Origin of the sequence: Azorhizobium doebereinerae UFLA1-100 (assembly GCF_000473085.1) — a bacterium.
Lineage (GTDB): Bacteria > Pseudomonadota > Alphaproteobacteria > Rhizobiales > Xanthobacteraceae > Azorhizobium > Azorhizobium doebereinerae.
The window spans coordinates 62,827-75,076 of record NZ_AXBA01000023.1; the positions used below are offsets into that span (position 1 = coordinate 62,827).

The following is a 12,250-nucleotide window of genomic DNA, read 5'->3' on the forward strand; positions in this document are numbered from 1 at the left end:
TTTGGCACTGATGACGTTGGGAGCGGTCCTGCTCAGCCCGTCGCCCGCCGCGGCGGAACCCGAGAAATGCCCGCGCATGGTGGCGGACGGACGCCCCCGCATCATCCCCGCCTCCGTCCGGCTGGCGGCGGCGGAAGGCGGCCAGGTGCGGCTGACCTTCATCGGCCACGCCACCTTCCTGATCGAGAGCCCGCACGGCGTGACCATCGCCACGGACTATAACGACTATGTCCGGCCCGACATCGTGCCGGAGATCGTCACCATGAACCGGGCGCACGACACCCACTACACCAGCAACCCGCCCCCCGGCATCGCCCACATCCTGCGCGGCTGGAGCGAGGACGGCAGCCCGGTGCATCACGACCTCACGGTGGACGACGTGTGGATCCACAACGTGCCCACCAACATCCGCCAGGGCGCGGGCACGCGCTACGACGGCAATTCCATCTTCGTGTTCGAGGTGGCGGGCCTGTGCATCGCCCATCTCGGCCACCTGCACCACCTGTTGACCCAGGACCACCTGGAGGCGCTCGGCCGCATCGACGTGGTGCTGGCGCCGGTGGACGGTTCCTACACGCTCGACATCGAGGGCATGGTGGAGACGCTGAAGGCGATCAACGCGCCGCTGGTCATCCCCATGCACTATTTCAGCCAGTGGGGGCTCGACCGTTTCCTCGCCCGCCTCGGCAAGGAGTATGAGGTGACGCGGGCGGAGAGCCCCAGCGTGCTGCTCTCGCGCGAGAGCCTGCCGCGCAAGCCCACCCTGCTGGTGCTGCCCGGCCGCTGAGCCGCACGACCATCTGACGCCTTGACCGCAGGCCCGGGAGCGCCTTTAAGCCGTGCGCGCCCCGGCGGTCCGTTCGCCCGGCGCCCGGCGATGCCGGCATGCTTGGCGCCGAATGGTCATGACCCCTCCCGCTTCCCCCGCCGCCGACCGCGCCACCCAGGTGCTGCCCGCGACCAGCCCGGCCCGCATCAAGGCGGCGGCGGTGGCCGCCGCGCGCCTCATCGCCGAGGGCCGGCTGGTGGCCTTCCCCACCGAGACGGTCTACGGCCTCGGCGCGGATGCCGGCAACCCGCGCGCGGTGGCGGACGTCTATGCCGCCAAGGGTCGCCCGGCCTTCAACCCGCTGATCTCCCACGTGCCGGACCTGGCCGCCGCCGCCCGCCTCGGCGTGCTGAACGACGACGCCACCCGGCTCGCCGCCGCCTTCTGGCCCGGCCCCCTGACCCTCATCGTGCCCTGCCGGGACACGGACGCCATCTGCGATCTTGCCCGCGCCGGGCTCGCCACCACCGCCCTGCGGGTGCCGGACCATCCCGCAGCACTGGCTTTCCTGGCGGCGGCGGGGCGTCCCGTCGTGGGGCCGAGCGCCAACCGTTCGGGCCATGTCTCGCCCACGCTGGCCGCCCATGTGCTGGCCGATCTGTCCGGCCGCATCGACGCGGTGCTGGATGCCGGGCCGACCATGGTCGGGGTGGAATCCACCATCGTCGACTGCTCCGGGCCGGAGCCGCGCCTGCTGCGGCCGGGCGGGCTGACCCGCGCCGCCATCGAGCAGGTTCTCGGCCGCCCGCTGCCGGACGCCACCGGCGGCGACGCGGCGAAGCCCACGGCACCCGGCCGCCTCGCCTCCCATTATGCCCCCAGGGCCGCGGTGCGGCTCGACGCCGAGGAGGTGCGGCCGGGCGAAGCCCTGCTCACCTTCGACGGTGCCCGCCCGCCGGGCGCGGACGCGGCGGCGCTGGTCATCGACCTGTCGCCCGCCGGCGATCTCACCGAGGCGGCGGCCAATCTCTACGGCGCCCTGCGCGCCATCGACGCGCGCGGCGCCGCCGGCATCGCCGTCGTCCCCCTTCCCCGCGAGGGCCTCGGCGAAGCCATCGCCGACCGGCTCGGCCGCGCCGCCGCCCCCCGCCCCAAGGACATCCAATCATGACCGACACCGGATCTGCGCTGCCCATCGGCCATGTGGCGCAGGAGGAGACCGAGGCGCTGATCCGCCTCTGGGTGGCGTGCGGCCTCACCCGCCCCTGGAACGACCCGCATGCGGACATCATGCTGGCCAAGCGGGGGCCGCATTCGACCATCCTGGTGGCGCGCGACGGCGACGCGCTGGCCGCGTCCGTGATGGTCGGCCACGACGGGCATCGCGGCTGGATGTACTATCTCGCCGTCGATCCGGCCCGCCAGGGCAAGGGCCTCGGCCGCGTCCTCGTGGCCGCCGCAGAGGATTGGCTGAAGGCGCGCGGCGTGCCGAAGGTCATGCTGCTGGTGCGCCCGGAGAACGAGAAGGTGCGCGGCTTCTACGAGGCCATCGGCTATCTCGACGAGCCCCGCGTGGTGTTCTCCAAGCGGCTCGACGAACAGGCCTGAAATCTCGGCCGCCGTCCCGCCGGACGGCTGTTGCTCCCGACCCCCGCCATGCCAAGATCGCGCCCGCGGCGCACCGCCAAGGTCACGGCGCCGGGCGGGAGGGATCGATGAACGACAGGCAGGACGGCCCGGCGGACCCGAGCCGGCGCCGGATGATGGGCAGCGGCGCCGCGCTGATCGGGGCGCAACTGCTGCCCGGCGGCCAGGGCGCCCAGGCGGCGGAGCCGCCGCCGCGCCCGGCCGCCCCCTCGCCGGTGGCCCCGGACAGTCCGCCCGCCGGCTACAACATCCTGTTCATCCTGGTGGACCAGGAGCATTTCTTCGAGCGCTGGCCGTTCCCGGTGCCCGGCCGCGAATGGATCAAGGCCAACGGCATCAGCTTCACCAACCACCAGGCGGCGTCCTGCGTGTGCTCGCCGGCGCGCTCGACGCTCTATACCGGGCAGCACATCCAGCACACCCGCATCTTCGACAATGCCAATTCGCCCTGGCAGGCGGACCTGGCCACCGACATCAAGACCATCGGCCACCGCCTCGCCGGTCTCGGCTACCACGCCGCTTATCAGGGCAAGTGGCACCTCAGCTACAATCTCGACAAGGTGAAGCAGGCGGTGGAGGCGCCCATGGCCGAATACCGCAAGACTATGGAGACCTACGGCTTCCAGGATTTCTTCGGCTTCGGCGACGTCACCGACACCACGCTCGGCGGCTATAATTACGACGAGGCCACCACCGCCTTCTCCGCCCGCTGGCTGCGCACCACCGGGCTGGAGCTGAAGGCCAAGGGCCAGCCCTGGTATCTGGCGGTGAACTTCGTCAATCCGCACGACGTCATGTACATCAATTCGGACCTGCCCGGCGAAACCGTACAGGGCAAGTCTTCCGCCATGGGCATCGCCCGCCCGCCGGACGACGTCATCTACAAGGCCACCTGGGATGACGCGCCTCTGCCCGCCACCCGCAGCCAGCCCTTCGACGCGCCGGGCCGGCCGGCGGCGCAGCGGATCTACCAGTCGGTGCAGGACACGCTGGTGGGCCAGTGGCCCGACGAGGACCGGCGCTGGCGGGTGCTGCGGGACTATTATTTCAACTGCATCCGCGACTGCGACCGGCAGGTGGTCGCCCTGCTCGACGCCTTGCGCCAGACCGGGATGGACCGCGACACCATCATCGTCTTCACCGCCGATCACGGCGAGCTGGGCGGTGCGCACCAGATGCGCGGCAAGGGCAATTCCACCTATCGCGAGCAGAACCACCTGCCGCTCATGGTGGTCCACCCGGCCTATCCGGGCGGCAGCCAGTGCCGGGCGGTGACCTCGCAGATCGATCTCACCCCCACGCTGATCGCGCTGACCGGCGCCGCCCCCGACGCCCGCAAGGCGGCGAGCGACGGCCTGCCGGGGCGCGACTTCTCCACTCTGATGAAGGCGCCCGCCACCGCCGGCGTGGACGCACTGCGGCCGGGGGCGCTGTTCAACTACAACATGCTGCTGTTCCAGGACGCCAAATGGATCGTCCGGGCCGAGCAGGTGATCCACGACGACGCCATGAGCGGGGCGCAGAAGATGGCCTGGATGAAGCAGTACGAGCCGGACTTCCACGGCCGCTGCGCCATCCGCTCCCTCTTCGACGGGCGCTACCGCTTCTCGCGCTATTTCGCCCCGCTCGCCTTCAACACGCCGGACACGTGGGAGGCTCTGGTCGCCGCCAACGACCTCGAACTCTACGACCTGGAGGCTGACCCCACCGAGGCGCGCAACCTCGCGGCGGACGGCACCAAGCACCGCGACCTGATCCTCGCCATGAACGCCAAGCTGAACGCCCGCATCGCCGAGGAAGTGGGCGTGGACGACGGCAGCTTCCTGCCGCTGAAGAACGGCCAGTGGGTGTTCCCCGGCCCGGACCAAAGGTAGCGCTCATCCGCGCAGCCCCCGCCCGGCCGCCCAGCGCCGGGCGGCGGCGCGCAGGTCTTCCGGCGGAAAGCCGGAGAAGCCTATGACGAGGCCCGCGCGCGGCGGGGCATCCACATAGAGCGGCGACAGCGCGCGCGGGCCGAAGCCCGCCGTGCGGGCGGCCGCCACGATCACCACGTCGTCGCTGCCCGCCGGCAGGCCGGCCAGCAGATGCAGGCCCTGGTCCGGCGCGGTGACGGCGAGGCCCGCGCCGTCCAGGCCCTCCAGCAGCGCGTCGCGGGCGATGCGCGCCCGGCGGCGGGCGCGGCGCAGGTGGGCCGAGAAATGTCCCTCGCGCAGGAAGGCCGCCAGCGCGCTTTCCGCCAGGGTGGCGGGGAAGCGGTCGGAGCGGTTGCGCACCGCGATCACCGCGTCGAGCAGCGGCTCGGGTACCACCACATAGCCGACCCTGATGCCGGGAAAGAGCGCCTTGGAGAAGGTGCCCACATAGATGACGCGGCCGGCCGCATCGACGCCCTGGAGCGCGGTGAGCGGCGGACCGGCGAAGCGGAACTCGCTGTCGTAATCATCCTCGATGATCCAGGCCCCGGCGCGGCGCGCCCAGTCGATCAAAGCGAGGCGGCGGGACATGGGCAGCGTCACCCCCAGCGGGAACTGGTGCGAGGGCGTCACATAGACCGCCTGGGCCTCGGGCGCGCGCGCCGCGCCGACGGCGGGGTCGAGCCCCTCCGCGTCCACCGGCACGCCGACGAGGCGCATGCCGGCACCGGCAAAGGCCGCGCGGGCCATGGGATAGCAGGGGTCCTCGATCCAGACCTTGTCGCCGGGGGCGAGGGCGGCGCGGATGACGAGGTCCAGCGCCTGCTGCGAGCCGGAGGTGAGCGTCACCTGCGCCGCATGGCAGCGCACGCCGCGCGCCGTGCGCAGATAGGCCGCCACCTCCTCGCGCAGGGCCAGGCTGCCGCGCGGATCGCCATAGGCGAAATGGGCGGGCGCGGGCTGCGCCAGGTGCCGCGTGAGCAGCGCCCGGAACACTTGGAAGGTCCGCGCGTCGGGCGCCGCCACGCCGATGGTGCCCGGCAAGGGCTGCGCCACCTCCCGCGCCTGTGGCCCACCGTCTGGTGCCTGCGGCATACTCTCTGATGCCTGAGGCGCTTGCGGCGGCGGCGCGGCCGGGGCGATCTGCGGCACCTGCGCGGCGACATAGGTGCCCGCCCCCACCCGCGCCTGCGCGAACCCATCGGCCAGCAGCATCTCGAACGCCGCCACCGCCGCGCCGCGCGACAGGCCGAGCCTGGCGGCGAGGTCGCGCGTCGTCGGCAGCTTGGCGCCGGGCGGCAGGGCGCCGGTCTCGATCAGACGGCGCAGTTCCGCATAGAGCGCCACCCGGCGCGGCCCGCTTTGCGGCAGCACGGGGATGAGCGCCGACCAGTCCGGCACATTGGTCTGCTCGATGCGGGCCATATTGGATCTTTCATGAGTCCAATCCCAGCCTTAGCTCTGTCGTCAGCAGAAAGGCAAGCCATGACCCATCCGACGACCGCCGAAGCCGCTTTCCCCGTCACCCCGCGCAACAAGGTGAAGCGGATGCACGAGCGCGGCAGCTACGACCGCGCGGTGATCTATCCCATCCTCGACGCCGGCTTCCTCTGCCACGTCTCCTATGTGATCGACGGCCAACCCTTCGCCACGCCCACGATCCACTGGCGCGAGGGCGACACGCTCTATTGGCACGGCTCCTCCGCCAGCCGGATGCTGCGCCACCTGAAGGACGGCGCCTCCGCCTGCCTCACCGTCTCGCATCTTGACGGACTGGTGCTGGCGCGCTGCGGCTTCAACCATTCGGCCAACTACCGCTCCGCCATGTGCTTCGGCACCGCGCGCATCGTCGACGAGCCGGCCGCGAAAGCGGCGGCGCTGTCCGCCTTGGTGGACCGCTTCTTCCCCGGCCGCGACGCCACGCTGCGCCCCATGAGCGCGCAGGAGATCAAGGCCACCACGGTGATCGCCATGCCCATCGACGAGGCCTCGGCCAAGGTCCGCGCCAAGGGCGTGGGCGATGATGCCGAGGACATGGACCTGCCGATCTGGGCCGGCGTCATCCCGGTGCGCACCGTCATCGGCGCCATCGAGACCAGCCCGCACGTGCCGGCGGGCGTCGCGACGCCGGACAGCCTCGGCGTCTATGCCCAAGGGGCGACCCTGGACAGCGCGCTGCTGGCGACACAGCGCCTCTATGAGGGGGAGTGAGGTACCATGAGGATATCCCCGCTTTCCCAAACGGGCCTATGGTAAGGCATTCTTACGATTCGCCTGCCCCGCCATGGACCCCGCCCTTCTCCGCGTTCTCTGCGTCACCGCCGTCATCCAGCTGATCGCCTGGGGGACCGCGAGCCTGCTCGCCATCGTCGGCATCCGCATGGCGGCGGACCTGGGCATGGACGTGCCGACCGCATTCGCGGGCAGCACCGTCTTCTACTGCGTGATGGGGCTGTGCAGCCCCATCCTCGCCAAGGGCTTCGTGCGCTACGGCGCGCGGCGGGTGATGATGGCCGGCACGCTGGTGGCGGCGCCCGGCTTCGCCTTGCTGGCCACCGCCTCCGGGCCGCCGGCCTATTTCGCCGGCTGGACGCTGCTCGGCGTGAGCGGCAGCGCCATGCTCTCCACCGCCGCCGCCATCCTCATCCATGAGACGGCCGGCGCGCGGGCGCAGCGGGCCATGGGCGCTCTGATGCTGGCCACGGGCCTCTCCAGCAGCCTGTTCTGGCCCACCACCGCCGTGCTGGCGGACCTCTGGGGCTGGCGCGCCACCTGCTGGATCTATGCCGGCCTGCACCTCGCGGTGTGCCTGCCGCTGCTCGCCTTCGCCTTGCCCGCGCGGCCGCCCGCCCATGCCGCGCCACAGCCCGCCGAAGCCGCGCCGCAGCCCGGCCGCCGCATCGGCGGCAAGCGCACCTTCTGCCTCATGATGGCGGCCATCGCGCTCAACGGCTTCGTCGCCTTCGGCTTCAACGCCATCTTCATCGAGCTGCTGAAGGTGCAGGGCGTGCCGCCCGAGCAGTCGGTGGCGGTCGGCTCGCTGCTGGGCGTGCTGCAAGTGAGCGCGCGGGTCATCGACTTCCTCGGCGGCGGGCGCTGGGACGGCCTCACCACCGGCCTGTGGGCCGGCGGCTTCATCGTCGCCGCGCCGCTGATCGCGCTGCTGGCGGACGGGTCGCTGGCGGTGATCGGTCTGTTCGTGCTGGTCTACGGGCTCGGCACCGGCGCCTTCGCCGTCGCCCGCTCCACCATCCCGCTGGTCTTCTACGACCAGGCGGCCTATGCGCGGGCGCTCTCCACCATCGCCCTGCCGCTGAACATCGCCTGCGCGATCTCGCCGCCCTTGTTCACGGGCATGCTGCTGGAAACCGGCGCCGGCTCGGTGCTCGGCCTCGCCACCGCCTGCGCGCTGGTGACGCTCGCCGCCTTGGTGGCGCTGCGCCGCTTCCGGCCGCATCGGCTGTCGACGGCAGACCTTACCCCGGCGGGCTGAGCCTCACGCCCGCCAGCAATCCGCCAGATGGTCGTCCACCAGCCCGCAGGCCTGCATGGCGGCGTAGACAATGGTCGGGCCGCAGAACTTGAAACCAGCCGCCTTCAGGCGCTTGGACAAGGCGCGGGAGGCCGGCGTCTCGGCCGGGATGTCGGACAAAGTGCGCGGGTGGTTCACCTGCACGGCACCGTCCACCGCCTCCCACATGAAATGCGAGAACGATACGCCCTTGTCGCGCAGGTCGAGATAGGCGCGGGCGGAGAGCACGGCGCCCTCGATCTTGGCGCGGTTACGCACGATGCCGGCGTCCGCCATCAGCGCCGCCTGCTTCTCCGCGCCGTAGCGGGCCATCACCTCCGGCTCGAAGCCGTCGAAGGCGCGGCGGAAATTGTCCCGCTTGCGCAGGATGGTGATCCAGGCGAGCCCGGCCTGGAAGCCATCGAGCACCAGCTTCTCGAACAGCGCGCGGTCGTCGCGCTCGGGCACGCCCCATTCGGTGTCGTGATAGGCGACATAGAGCGGATCGGTGCCGCACCATCCGCAACGGCACTTGCCGTCGGGATGCGGCCTGAGGCCGCCCGCGAGAGCGGGCGGCGCCAGAGGTTCGGCAGGTGCGCTCACACGCCCTCCATGTCGAAGGTGGCCCAGGCCGGGCGCTTCAGGGTCACTTCCACGCCGCCGGCCACCAAAGGCAGGCCGCTGGCTTTCGCTTCCGCCACGCGGTCGAGCCGCACCAGAGCGATGCCCTGGCCGGCGGCGGAGGAGCCGATGCGGCCCACCGTCTTCTCGCCGGCGCGGATCTCGGCCCCGGCCTCGGGCGCGAAGGCGAACAGCGCCTCCACCGCGCGGGTGCGGGCGATGCCGCGATGCTGGGTGCGCGAGACCACTTCCTGGCCGATGTAGCAGCCCTTCTTGAAGTCGACCCCGCCCAGTTGGTCCATGTCCGCCTCGTGCGGGAAGGCATCGCCATAGATGAAGTCCGCCCCGCCCTGCGGGATGCCGAGCGCGATGCGGTGCGCCGCATAGGCCTGCGCGTCGCCGCCGATGCCTTGCGCCTGCGCCAGCGGGACGACGCTGCGGGTGCCCAGTTCCGCGAGACGCGGGTCGGCGAAGGCCTCGGCCCCCTCCGGCGGGGCGGCATCGCCCCAGGCGGCGACCACGGCGCGGTCCTCGGCGAGCGCGAACGCTACCTTGGAGCGCAGCAGGTACATGGTGAAGCGCTTCAACAGGTCGCCCGCCAGGGCGCGGGGGGCATCGAGCAGGAAATGCTCGGGCTCGTCCTTGGCCGTGTCGGTCGCGGGCGTGGGCGCATAGACCAGGAAATCGCTGATGATCTTGCCCTGGGGCATCAAAAGGGCACCGTAGCGGGCCTGGCCCGGCGTCAGCGTCTTCACGTTGCAGGTAATCACATTATGCAGAAAGGCACGCGCATCCGGGCCGGTCACGGTGACGACGGCGCGATCCGCGAGATATGCGAGAGGCATGGCCGTATCCTTGTCAGACGTCTCAGAGAGACTTAAAGCCCCCGGCAGCGCCCACCATCAGCGAGCACACTGCCATGGCCGATAGCTTCGATCTTATACTGAAGGGCGCCCGCGCGGTAACGCCGGAAGGCGAGGTCTTTTGCGACATCGGCGTCAGCGGCGGGCGCATCCGCGCGCTTGGCTCGCTGGGGGCGGCCAGCGCCGGCGAGGTGATCGACGCCACCGGCCTGCACATCCTGCCCGGCGTCATCGACACCCAGGTGCATTTCCGCGAGCCGGGGCTGGAGCAGAAGGAAGACCTGGAGACCGGGTCGCGCGCTGCCGTCATGGGCGGGGTGACGTCCGTGTTCGAGATGCCGAACACCAATCCCCAGACCACGGACGCCGCCGCGCTGGAGGACAAGATCCGCCGCGGCACCGACCGCATGCATTGCGACTTCGCCTTCTACGTCGGCGGCACCCACGACAACGTGCGCGACCTGCCGGAATTGGAGCGCCTGCCCGGCGCCGCCGGCATCAAGGTGTTCATCGGCTCCTCCACCGGCTCGCTGCTGGTGGCGGACGACGGCGGCGTGAAGGAGATCCTCAAGGTCATCCGCCGCCGCGCCGCCTTCCATTGCGAGGACGAGCCGCGCCTCAACGAGCGCAAGCCCCTGCGCGTGCCGGGCGACCCGTCCTCCCACCCGGTGTGGCGCGACGAGATCGCCGCTTTGACCGCCACCCGCCGCCTGGTCAACCTGGCGCGGGAGGTGGGCGCGCGGGTGCACGTGCTGCACGTCACCACCGCCGAGGAGATGGACTTCCTGGCCGATGCCCGCGACGTGGCCTCGGTGGAGGTCACCCCGCACCATCTCACCATGGCGGCGCCGGAGTGCTACCAGCGCCTCGGCACCCTGGCGCAGATGAACCCGCCGGTGCGCGATGCCCGCCACCGCGACGCGCTGTGGCGCGCGCTCGCCGCCGGCATCGTGGACGTGCTCGGCTCCGACCACGCGCCGCACACGCTGGAGGAAAAGTCCAAGCCCTATCCGGACACCCCCTCGGGCATGACCGGCGTGCAGACCCTGGTGCCGCTAATGCTGGACCACGTGGCCAATGGCAAGCTGTCGCTGCTGCGCTTCGTGGACCTGACCAGCGCCGGCCCGGCGCGGCTGTTCAACATCGCCCGCAAGGGCCGCATCGCGGTGGGCTACGACGCCGACTTCACCGTTGTGGACCTGAAGCGCCGCGCCACCATCACCAACGACTGGATCGCCTCGCGCGCCAAGTGGACGCCCTATGACGGCGTCGAGGTCACCGGCTGGCCGGTGGGCACCTTCGTGCGCGGCCGCAAGGTGATGTGGGAGGGCGAGCTCACCACCCCCGCCCAGGGCGCGCCCATCTCCTTCCTGGAAGCCCTGCCCAAGGCCTGAGCGAGGCCCTGAGCCGGGGCCGGACGACAACGAAAAACGCTCCGCAGGCCAAGCCCGCGGAGCGTTTTCATATTCCGGATGGGCCGGGAAATCGGTGGCTACTGGCGCTGGCCGATCAGCGTATAGGCGCCGGTGCGCACGCGCTCGGCCAGCGAGGTCACGTAGTCGGCGGTAGGCTCCTCGCCATAGGTGTCCACCAGGGTGCGGAGCGCGCTGAACAGCGCCGCCTGCACGAGGCAATCCTCGTCGAGGCCGTCGCGCAGCGCTTCCGTCCAGGCGTCCTCCAGATAGGACAGGGCCACGTGCCGCTCGTCCGAGGCGGGTTCGGCGACGTTCAGCGGGTAAGAGGCGAAATTGGACGTGCTGGACAAGATCGACCTCCGCGCCGCATCCCCAATCGTGCGACGGCCAAGAAGTAGCACGCCGGCCGGTCCCGTCACGGAAGTTCTGAACGAAAGGTTAATCCCCCAACGGCAGGGCGCGGGCGCCGCGCGGCGCTGTGCAAAACCCGCCCGAAGACCGGCCGGCGGCGGCGGTTTGCGGCCTCAGTTGCCGCCGAACCGCACCACGATCTCATGGGAGAGCCGGGCGCCCTCCTCCATCTGCCGCTGCACCGCCAGCACAGCGGCCGGCGTGCAGGTGCGGTAGACCGTGGCATAGCTGGAATAGCCGGCGTTGAACGAGGCGACGAGCTTGCCCTTGCGGGCATCGGACGGCTGCTCGGCATCGATCAGCGTCTGCATCTCGGTGCGCCAGCGCTGCCCCTCGCCCGATGCGCCGCACAGCGGACGCAGATAATGCAGGGAGCCGAGCAGTTCGGCGATCTTCAGCAGATCCTGCTCATAGGGCGGGGTCGAGCCTTCCGCCGGCGCGGCCATGGCCGCCCGCCCGCCCAGGAGGGTGGCGGCAAGAGCCAGGACAACCGGAAGCTGAAATGCGCGGGCCATCAGATGTTCGTGCCGCCGGGCGGGCGCGCCGTCAAGGGGCCATTCCGTCAAGAAGCCTCGGCCTCCGCCATCAGCCGCGCGGCGGCCCGCACCACCTCCGCCAGCCCGTCGGTGGTGGGCAAACCGGCGACATCCTCCGGCGCGAACCAGCCCACCTCCAGCGCCTCCTCGCCCGGCACCGGCTCGCCGGAACGCCAGCGCGCCGCATGGGCGATGACCACATAGTGCGCCAGCAGGCCCTGGTCCTCGCCGCGCACGATGATGTCGCGGGCGGCGGCCACGGCCAGGATCTCCGCCTCCACCGCCACTTCCTCCATCACCTCGCGGGCGGCGGCCTCAGCCAGGGTCTCGCCCGGCTCCACCTTGCCGCCGGGCAGGCTCCACAGGCCGTGCCCGGGGCCACGGCCCCGACGGGCCAGGAGCACCCGCGCATCGCGGAACACGGCGGCGCTGGCGGCAAGGACGGGGCGGACGGGCTCGGTCATGGCGGCTCGGGGAAAGGCGGGGACGGATCGGGAGGGCGAGCCTAGCAGGGTTCTTGCCCACCGGCACGGGGATGCCGGGCCTTCCGCGATGGGAGGACGC

13 protein-coding genes are annotated in these 12,250 nt (G+C 71.3%); 7 read left to right on the plus strand and 6 right to left on the minus strand.

Annotated elements, in window-relative coordinates; genetic code table 11:
• Window positions 1-10: 10 nt before the first annotated feature.
• The 4 genes from YU1_RS0116660 (at window position 11) to YU1_RS0116675 (ending at window position 4,290) form a co-directional block, all read left to right on the plus strand.
• The gene (locus YU1_RS0116660) at window positions 11-787 is read left to right on the plus strand and encodes an MBL fold metallo-hydrolase (RefSeq protein ID WP_051356958.1); all 777 of its coding nucleotides are present in this window, start codon (window positions 11-13) and stop codon (window positions 785-787) included.
• A 118-nt stretch (window positions 788-905) separates the two neighbouring features.
• Window positions 906-1,940: an L-threonylcarbamoyladenylate synthase gene (locus YU1_RS0116665; RefSeq protein WP_029005037.1), complete on the plus strand. Its 1,035-nt coding sequence runs from the start codon at window positions 906-908 to the stop codon at window positions 1,938-1,940.
• Entirely contained in the window at window positions 1,937-2,377 is a 441-nt protein-coding gene (locus YU1_RS0116670; protein WP_029005038.1) for a GNAT family acetyltransferase, read from the plus strand. The genes YU1_RS0116665 and YU1_RS0116670 overlap by 4 nt, the downstream gene beginning before the upstream one ends.
• A gap of 107 nt (window positions 2,378-2,484) precedes the next feature.
• Window positions 2,485-4,290 carry a sulfatase family protein gene (locus YU1_RS0116675; RefSeq protein ID WP_029005039.1) on the plus strand — a complete coding sequence of 602 codons (1,806 nt, stop codon included), beginning with the start codon at window positions 2,485-2,487 and terminating at the stop codon, window positions 4,288-4,290.
• Between the two features lie 3 nt (window positions 4,291-4,293).
• On the opposite strand, the gene pdxR is transcribed toward YU1_RS0116675, so the two are convergent.
• Window positions 4,294-5,754 carry a MocR-like pyridoxine biosynthesis transcription factor PdxR gene (gene pdxR / locus YU1_RS0116680; RefSeq protein WP_029005040.1) on the minus strand — a complete coding sequence of 487 codons (1,461 nt, stop codon included), beginning with the start codon at window positions 5,752-5,754 and terminating at the stop codon, window positions 4,294-4,296.
• Between the two features lie 60 nt (window positions 5,755-5,814).
• On the opposite strand from pdxR, the gene YU1_RS0116685 reads away from it, so the two are divergent.
• Window positions 5,815-6,540 carry a pyridoxamine 5'-phosphate oxidase family protein gene (locus YU1_RS0116685; RefSeq protein WP_035715636.1) on the plus strand — a complete coding sequence of 242 codons (726 nt, stop codon included), beginning with the start codon at window positions 5,815-5,817 and terminating at the stop codon, window positions 6,538-6,540.
• Between the two features lie 73 nt (window positions 6,541-6,613).
• On the plus strand, window positions 6,614-7,822 hold the full coding sequence (locus tag YU1_RS0116690; RefSeq protein ID WP_029005042.1) for an MFS transporter: 1,209 nt from the start codon (window positions 6,614-6,616) through the stop codon (window positions 7,820-7,822).
• 3 nt (window positions 7,823-7,825) lie between these two features.
• Here YU1_RS0116690 and YU1_RS0116695 read toward each other — a convergent pair whose 3' ends face one another.
• Window positions 7,826-8,443 (minus strand): DNA-3-methyladenine glycosylase I, encoded by a 618-nt coding sequence (locus tag YU1_RS0116695; protein WP_425339161.1) that lies wholly within the window; start codon window positions 8,441-8,443, stop codon window positions 7,826-7,828.
• The gene (gene ygfZ / locus YU1_RS0116700; protein WP_029005044.1) at window positions 8,440-9,306 is read right to left on the minus strand and encodes a CAF17-like 4Fe-4S cluster assembly/insertion protein YgfZ; all 867 of its coding nucleotides are present in this window, start codon (window positions 9,304-9,306) and stop codon (window positions 8,440-8,442) included. The genes YU1_RS0116695 and ygfZ overlap by 4 nt, the downstream gene beginning before the upstream one ends.
• A gap of 74 nt (window positions 9,307-9,380) precedes the next feature.
• Here ygfZ and YU1_RS0116705 point away from each other — a divergent pair, with 74 nt between their 5' ends.
• Window positions 9,381-10,718: a dihydroorotase gene (locus YU1_RS0116705; protein ID WP_029005045.1), complete on the plus strand. Its 1,338-nt coding sequence runs from the start codon at window positions 9,381-9,383 to the stop codon at window positions 10,716-10,718.
• Between the two features lie 98 nt (window positions 10,719-10,816).
• On the opposite strand, the gene YU1_RS0116710 is transcribed toward YU1_RS0116705, so the two are convergent.
• From YU1_RS0116710 to YU1_RS0116720, 3 genes are all read right to left on the minus strand, one after another.
• Window positions 10,817-11,089 carry a hypothetical protein gene (locus YU1_RS0116710; RefSeq protein WP_051356959.1) on the minus strand — a complete coding sequence of 91 codons (273 nt, stop codon included), beginning with the start codon at window positions 11,087-11,089 and terminating at the stop codon, window positions 10,817-10,819.
• A gap of 174 nt (window positions 11,090-11,263) precedes the next feature.
• Window positions 11,264-11,665 (minus strand): TIGR02301 family protein, encoded by a 402-nt coding sequence (locus YU1_RS0116715; RefSeq protein WP_029005047.1) that lies wholly within the window; start codon window positions 11,663-11,665, stop codon window positions 11,264-11,266.
• A 47-nt stretch (window positions 11,666-11,712) separates the two neighbouring features.
• On the minus strand, window positions 11,713-12,150 hold the full coding sequence (locus tag YU1_RS0116720; RefSeq protein WP_029005048.1) for an NUDIX hydrolase: 438 nt from the start codon (window positions 12,148-12,150) through the stop codon (window positions 11,713-11,715).
• Between the last annotated feature and the right edge of the window lie 100 nt (window positions 12,151-12,250).